The sequence below is a fragment of the Micromonospora sp. M61 genome, assembly GCF_018070245.1.
Lineage (GTDB): Bacteria > Actinomycetota > Actinomycetes > Mycobacteriales > Micromonosporaceae > Micromonospora > Micromonospora zamorensis.
In genome coordinates this window covers 75722-83117 of the sequence record NZ_JAGPYA010000030.1, presented here as the reverse complement: position 1 = coordinate 83117, position 7396 = coordinate 75722, and the positions used below count along the sequence as shown (strand labels likewise).

Genomic DNA, 7396 nt, shown 5'->3' with positions numbered 1-7396 from the left:
GACCAGGCCGGCCTCGACCACGTCGCCGACGAACTCAACGACCGCCCCCGCATGACCCTGGGCTGGGCCACCCCAGGTGAGAAGATGACCCAGCTCCTAGGTGTTGCAACCACCAGTTGAGCCCGCCGAGCAGACGGAAAGTGTCCAAGATCTACGGCAGCGCTCGGGAATCGGTGCCAATGGCCGCTCAGCGGTCGGCGACGAACACGCCGAGCCCGTGGACGCCCTGCACCCAGCCCTGGGTCTGGAGGACCAGGATGGCCCGCCGCACGACGGTCGTCGAAACGCCATGCTGCGTCTTGAGCAGCAGGCAGGCGCGACCGACCAGCGGTAGACGCGGCACGGACCGCCTTTGCGGGACAGTGCCGGGGCGGGGAGCGCCATAGACTCTGCTGCCGGCAGCCAAGTGAACGGTCCGGTCCGTGCCGCTGGAGGAGTGACGCGACGTGGCATCTCAAGGGGACCCCGCCACCGCTACCGGCCGTCGTCGCCGGACCAGGGCCATCGCGCTGTCGGGCGGGCTCGCGGCAGTTCTGGCCCTCGTGCTCGTCGCTGCCCACCCCACCGGTGACAGGTGGGGCATCCTCAACAGTTCCCGGTCGTCTTCCTCGACACCGCCCGCGCCCACGGCGACCGCGGAATCACGGGCACAACTCGCCCGGGCCTGCATCGCGCAGACCAAGGGCGAGGAAGCCGTGGCGTACTTCCACCGGGACATCCCCGCCGACCGGTGGGGCGACCCGGTCCGCGGCACCGCCTCGGCGAGCAGCGAGCCGTTCGTGCTGTGGCTCTTCGACGACGATTGCGAGCCACACAAGGCGCTCGACGTGCCAGCGCGGACCAGTCGTACGTTCAAGGCGCAGGTGGGTCAGGTCTGGTCCTACACGGAAGCGTCCGCGGGCCAACCGGCCGGCGGCCGCACCTGTCGCGTCTTTGGCCTCTCCAACAGCGGCACCGAGCAGAGATTCAGCGACAGCGGGCTCCTCACCTATCACGCGGAGTAGACCGGCGACCTCAAGGTCGAGCCGGGTGGGATCGCGGCGGGGATCAGCGCAGGCCACGGACCAGCAGCAGGTAGGCGCAGTAGGCCATCGGCACCAGCAGAAAACAGATCAGGAACCCGAGCGGCAGATAACGCGGCGGGGTGCCGGTGACCATCGCGGGCCGCCCCCACCTGCCCAGCACCAGGTACCCGCCGAAGAACGCCACCGCCGGCAGCCCCGCGCAGATCCACGCGCCGAGCGTGAACCCGTCGACCATGCCGACGCCAGACGCCAGCACCAGGGCCAGCACGAGCACCCCGGCGGCAGCACCGGACGCGGCGTAGATCGCGACCGCCCGCGCCAGCGGCGACCACGTCGGCAGGAGCGCCGGCCGCTGGGCCAGAAGCTCCGCCTGCTGTCCGTGCCGGTCGGCCTCGTCGGCCATCCGCCGGGCCAACTCCAGCTCCACCGCCGGGTCGACCGCCGCCGCGCGTTGCGCTGGCACCCCGACGCCCGCCGGGCTCACCGCAGTCGGCAGCGCCAGCCGCGCCTCCCCAGCCGGCAGCTCGGGGTACGCCCCGACCCCCGCCCGCCCCGGCACGCCGGCTGCGCCGTCGGATCCCCCGTCCCCCGCTCCGGGGGGTGCGGTGGAAGGGCCGGACCCGGCAGCGGACGAAGGGCCCGACCCGGCAGCGGTGACCGGACCAGCGCCGAACCCGGAGCCGAGGGCCGACCCGGAGCCGGACGGTGGGCCCGGCCAGCCGGCGGCTTCGGCCGGACTCCCCGGGGCAGAGCCTGCGGGTGGCTGGTCGACTCGGATCGATCGGCCGAGTTGGTCGAGGCGGTGCCCCTGTGCGGTCAGTCTCTGCTGGAGGTAGTCGACGGCGGCGTGCAGGTCACGGCGGCGCGCGGACTCGGTGGCGGCGTGCTGTTCACCGGCCCGGCGCTGCTCGGCGAGTTGTCGGGCCAGCGCCGCGTACTCCTCGAAGGACACTGTCACCGCTCCCCGTCCGGGTCGTGCCCGTCGCCGACGAACGGGACGATCAGCCGGGTGCGCTGGTCGTGCCGGTCGATCAGCAGCGCCCGGTCGGCGCGGGGCGTGTAGGTCAGGTCGTGCGTCCCGAGGTGCAGGGCCAGCTCGGCCCCGGGCACGTTGAGGGCGACCAGACAGGCGACGTCGTCGCGGTTCTGGGTGCCGCCGAGGTCGTCGGCGAGCCGGCGCAACCCTCGCCACCAACCGAGCAGGTGCACCCCCTGCCCGGGGCCCTGGCGCAGCAGTGTGCGCAGGTCGTCCAGGCCGGAGCGGAACGTGCCCGGGTCGGTCGCCCCGAACACCGGCGCGGCGGCGTCCATGCCGAAGACCACCAGGTATTCGCGGCCGGCGGGCTCGGCGGCCAACGTGGTGACCCGGTCGCGCAGCCCGGCGGCGTCGAGGCGGTGCACCGGGTGGCCGGCGGCGCGCAGGACCGCTTCGGTGTCGTCGGCGACCGGGTCGGCGACGGTGACGAGGGAGACCAACTGGAACCGGGCGTCGCCGGGGGCGTGCTGGCGGGCCAGGCTCAGCGTCGCGGCGCGCAGCACGTCCGCGCCGGTCGGTGCGGTGCCCACCACGGCGAGGTGCCGGCCGGGGGTGGTGTCCATCAGGAAGAGGGCGGTGGTGCCGTGCACGTCGACGGTCCGGCCGACCAGGGCCATCGGGCGCCGACCACCGGGACGCAACCCGGCGAAGGTGGGGTCGTCCTCGACCCGTGCGACCTCGTACCCCTTGAAGACCGCCGGTGCCCGCGAGCCCGGCGGGCGGGCCTGCCACAGCTCGTGGCGCAACGCGGCGAGGTCCGCGGCGGCGGCGTGCGCGTCGGGGAAGCGCAGCACGGTGTCGGCGCCGACCGCACCGGCGGCGGTGTTGACCACGGCGGAGCCGACCGGCAGGGCCGCGGCGGCGTCGTTGAGCTGATCGAGCACCCCGCCGCCGCCGGGCAGCGCCACCCGCAACGCGAACTGGCCGAAGATCGCCTCGGCCCGCCCGTAGAGGGCCTCGATGCCGGTCATGCTCTGGCTTGCCAGCACCAGGTGGATGCCGTACGAGCGGCCCTTGCGGGCCAACTCCTCCAGCAGGTCCACGGATTCGCGGGCCAGCGCGTCGTTGCCGGCGAGCAGCACGTGGAACTCGTCGATGACCGCCACGATGCGGGGCAGCGGGCTGTCCCGTGGCAGGTCGGCGAGCTTCGTGACGCCGTGGCGCTTCAGCGCGCCGGCCCGGCGTTGCGCCTCGCGGCGCAGCTCCCGCAGGACGGCGAGGCCGTACTCACGGTCGGATTCGATGCCGACGGCACGGGCGTGCGGCAGCCAGGACGGGTCCCGACCGGTGGGCACGAACTCGGTGAAGCTCACGCCCTCCTTGAAGTCGAGCAGGTAGAGCTGCAACTCCGCCGGGGAGTAGCGGGCGGCCAGCCCGTAGAGGACGTCGAGGAGGAAGACGGTCTTGCCCGCGCCGGTGCGCCCCCCGACCAGCCAGTGCGGGGTGGCGTCGTCGAAGGCGAGCGTCAGGGGGGCGGAGCCGGCCCGGCCGATCACCGTCCGCAGACCGTTGCCGGCCGACTCGGCCCAGCGCCGCTCGGGCAGCAGGTCGGTGAAGGGCAGCGCGTCGGCGCGGCGGGTGGCGGCGCCGAGGTGCTCGGCGAGCGCGCGTACCGAGGCGGCCGGCGGGTCACCGTCGAGCACCACGGGTGCGGCGAGCCCGCTGCCGTCGGCGCTGAACGGGATGCCGGGCGGGTCGCCGACCTGCGCGTACCCCTGGTGGAGCCGGATCGCGGTGGTGCCACCCAGCGGCGGCGCGGTTTCGCCGGGCACCCGGGACGGGTGGCCGGTGAGCAGCACGCAGACGGCGGCGGCCGGGCCGGCGTGGGTGAGCGCGGCGAGCCGGGCCAGCTCACGCGGCGGTGGCGCGGCGGTGGCGACCACCACCAGGAGGTGCCGGTCGGCGGGCTGACCGTGCTGGGCGGCGCGGGCATGCTGCTCGGCGGCATCGAGCAGCGCGGCGACCTCGGCCTCGCTGGTGGCTGGCGGGTCGAGCACCCCCGCGTCGAGCAGGGGACGCAACGGGCCGAAGGTGGCGCCGAGCGCCGCGGTGTCGATGCCGGCGACCCGGACCTGACCGGGCGGTGCGGTGGCGACCAGCCGCAGCACCAGTGCCCGCAGCAGCCCGGCGACCCGGGGATCGCGGGCGTCGGTGTCCAGGGCCAGGTGGTGCCCACCGCCGAGGGGAACCAGCACTGGGAAGCCAACGTCCGAGATGGACGCCTCGCCGATCCGGACGGCCGCCGGCTCGTCGGTCAACGGCGTGGCGCCCGGAGCGGGGGTGGCCAGGGCGCCGCCGAGGCGGGCGAGGCGGGTCACCAGCGCGTCGACGCCGACCGGGGCAACGGCGGCCGGTGCGGTGCCGAGCGCGTTCCGGGCGGCGTCGAGGTGCGCTCGGGCCGCCCGGTGGGAGTTGATCGCCTGCCCGTACGCCGACGCGAGCCTGCCCACCCTCTGCCCCCAACGCCGACGGCCGCCTGGTCCCAGGAACCCTAACGGACAGCGGTGGCACCCGGACAGTCCTGCGAGGACGTGTCACGCCGGACCCGTCAGGCAGGGCCGCACGGCACGGGGTCGGGCGCGTCGGCCAGCCCACAGCGGAACACCTCCACCGGCGCCGTCGCCACCTGCGGCACCTGCTCCACCCGCAGCAGGGCAAGCCGTTTGTCGACCGGCTCGCCCGAGTCGGGCGTGAACCGGATCAGCCCGGCCACCCCCGGGTAGCCCTGGCCGGCGTTCTGCCGGAGCACCTCCGCGTGCACGGCGACCGGGTTGACCGACGTCGGCTCCCACCGTTGTAGCTGGTCGGCGTGGAGCAGCCGGGCGGCGAGGCTCTCCACCGCCCGGATCATCATCATCGCCGCGTCGTAGGCGAGGCTGACCCGCTCGCCGACCTGATGCCCGGAGTCCGGCCGGCAACGCGGCGGGTCCAGCAGGTCGTCGGCCCGGATCATGGACAGGAATCTGGCCCGGGCGTCGTCGCGGCGCTCCTCGGCGGCCCGCAGCGCCGCGCAGGTGGCCAGGGATGCCTTGGAGACGTACGTGACCGGCAGGTTGCCGGGGGCCGCGGCGCGCAGCCCGGGGTTGGCCATGTAGCGGTTGACCGAGTCGTCGGCGACGAGGTGCCGGGGTGGGTTGCCCCCGCACTCGCGCAGCGCCCGCAGGAAACCGTCGAACTCCGTCCAGCGGCCCGCGTAGAAGAGCAGGCCGGGATAGCCGCACTCGTCGGTCAGCCGCTCACCGGTGCTCCACGCGTCGAGGCGCGTCATGCGGGCGCCGAACCGCTGCCGCAGCCCGTCGACGAGGGTGCCCACGTAGAGGTCCTCGGTGAGCGAGCTGCTCTCCAACGTCGTGTAGTAGACGTGCGCCTCGCCGACCTTCAGCACCTGTTGGGCGTACGCGTCGACCATCTCCACCTGATCCGTGTTGGGCGCGGAGATCTGCAGGTAGAGGCGGGAGTTGGCGTCCATCCGGTCGGCGGAGAGCGTGGGTGCCAGCACCGGCAGCCCGACCTTGTTCAGCTCGCGCAGCGCTCGGGCGGTGCTCGTCCGGCTCTCCACCAGGCCGACCACCCCGACCACCGTGGGGTCGTCCGAGGCCAGCTCGGCCAGCATCGACACGGCCCGGTCGGCGTAGATCATCTGCTTGCCGCCGTTGGCCACCACGATCCGCAGCAGCGCGGCGCCGTCGGCGCCGGCCGACTCCTTCAGCAACGCGTACTGGGCGGTGGCCATGCCTTCGAGCTCCTCGCGCTCGGAGACGTAGGACTCCTCGTCGGCGCGGGTCGGGTTGCCGGTCAGGGTGCCCAGGTAGACCAGGGTCAGGAAGGGCCGGCGCTGGTCGCTGCGCTGCCAGACCTCCTCGGCGGCGCGGTTCTGCGCGAAGATGCGCTGCTGGATCTTTCGCAGACCCTCCTGACCGGGGTCGTTGTTGAACACCTGGGCGGCGCTGTCGCTGTAGCCGACACACTCGCCGTTGGCGACCACCTCGACCGAGACCCGACCGCCGGTCAGCGACGGGTGGCAGCCCGGCGCCCACCGGCTGCCGGCCCACACTCCGAGCGCCGCCACCAGCACCAGGCACAGCGCTGCCGGCAGGAAGCGCCGCGACCACCAGGGCGGGTCGGGCGCGGAGAACGGTCGCATGCCGCCACGCGGCGGCGGGCCGGTGTCGGAGTCGTCGGGGCGCAACGCCACCAGCCAGGCGGCCTTGCGGCGCAGCCGCCGCATCTCCGGCAGCGCCTCGGCCCACTCGTCGTACGCCTCGTCGGCCTCGGTCAGCGGGTGCGGCTCGGGAAGTTCCGGCGGTGGTTGCCCGCCGGACACCACGATGAGCAGCGGGTCGTTGCGGCCCGTCTCGGTGCGGACGTCGCCGATCAGGCGGACCAGTTCGCCACCGACGTTGCCGGGGGCGACGTGATCGATCAGCAGCGCCGGGTACGCGGTGCGCCGCCAGTCCGACGGGCGCCACGGTCGACGCCGGTACGCCTGCCGCAGGTCCTCCAAAAACGCGTGCAGCAGAAGCTTGTTGACCTGGTCGGGTTGCTCGCCGTCGCGCCACCCGGCGGTCAGGCGTTCGGCGAAGCCGAGGAAGGTGACCGACTGCCGGGGCGCCAGGTACTGCTGGCGCATGAACCAGTTGTAGTGCCGCCCGAGCACCGGCACCCGGCCGGAGACGGCGGCCCGGAAGACCACCCCCGGCACGGCGCGGCGGACCACCCACAGCAGCACCTGCGAGACGATGCTGACCGCGTCACCGCCGCTGGGCAACGCCTCGGGCGTACGCGGGCCCCGGCGGTCGCGCAACCGTCGGACCAGGGCCGCGCGGCTGTCGTCGGCGTCGATGCCGAAGCTGAGGCTCTGGTGCATCAGCCAGTCGGCGAGCGGGTAGTGCCGGAAGCGCAGCCGGGCGGCGCCGAACGCCTCCAGGGAGAGCTGCCGGTGCAGTTCGCGCAGCAGCGCCGGCACGTCCCCGGCGCCCGGTGGCGCGTCGGCGTCCAACACGGCGTGCGGCACCCGCCGCCGGGCGCCCTGACCGAGGAAGCGGCGCAGCTGCACCATCAGATCCGCCGTGTCGGAGCGGACCAGCCAGAGCAGCGGCAGCCGACGGTCGCCGCGACGGGGTCGCCGCAGCAGCCGTGCGAGCAGCGCGAAGAACTCCAGCCCGCCAGCCGGCAGTCGCTCGCGGCCGGCTGCCGCCTGCCGCTGGCCGATCAACTCCTGCTTGGGCACCTCGGACCGTCGCACGCGTCACCTCCGATTCCACCCAGTGTGACGCATCGGGTACAGACGCGGGGCCGGCCGACGGCCGAGTGCCCACAGGGGACGCTCGGCCAC

5 protein-coding genes are annotated in these 7396 nt (G+C 74.3%); 1 reads left to right on the top strand and 4 read right to left on the bottom strand.

Going from position 1 to position 7396, the window contains the following annotated elements:
• Positions 1–187 precede the first annotated feature (187 nt).
• Positions 188–343, bottom strand: a complete 156-nt coding sequence (locus KBX34_RS33705) for a GntR family transcriptional regulator (RefSeq protein ID WP_374223698.1) — start codon at positions 341–343, stop codon at positions 188–190.
• 103 nt (positions 344–446) lie between these two features.
• Here KBX34_RS33705 and KBX34_RS18840 point away from each other — a divergent pair, with 103 nt between their 5' ends.
• Entirely contained in the window at positions 447–1004 is a 558-nt protein-coding gene (locus KBX34_RS18840) for a hypothetical protein (protein ID WP_210926074.1), read from the top strand.
• Positions 1005–1047: 43 nt separating this feature from the next.
• Here KBX34_RS18840 and KBX34_RS33700 read toward each other — a convergent pair whose 3' ends face one another.
• From KBX34_RS33700 to KBX34_RS18825, 3 genes are all read right to left on the bottom strand, one after another.
• A complete protein-coding gene (locus tag KBX34_RS33700; protein ID WP_307871429.1) occupies positions 1048–1977 on the bottom strand; it encodes a hypothetical protein in 930 nt (309 codons plus the stop codon).
• A gap of 2 nt (positions 1978–1979) precedes the next feature.
• A complete protein-coding gene (locus tag KBX34_RS18830) occupies positions 1980–4511 on the bottom strand; it encodes an FtsK/SpoIIIE domain-containing protein (protein ID WP_210926072.1) in 2532 nt (843 codons plus the stop codon).
• 98 nt (positions 4512–4609) lie between these two features.
• Positions 4610–7306, bottom strand: coding sequence for a hypothetical protein (locus KBX34_RS18825; RefSeq protein ID WP_307871428.1), 2697 nt, complete (start codon positions 7304–7306; stop codon positions 4610–4612).
• Between the last annotated feature and the right edge of the window lie 90 nt (positions 7307–7396).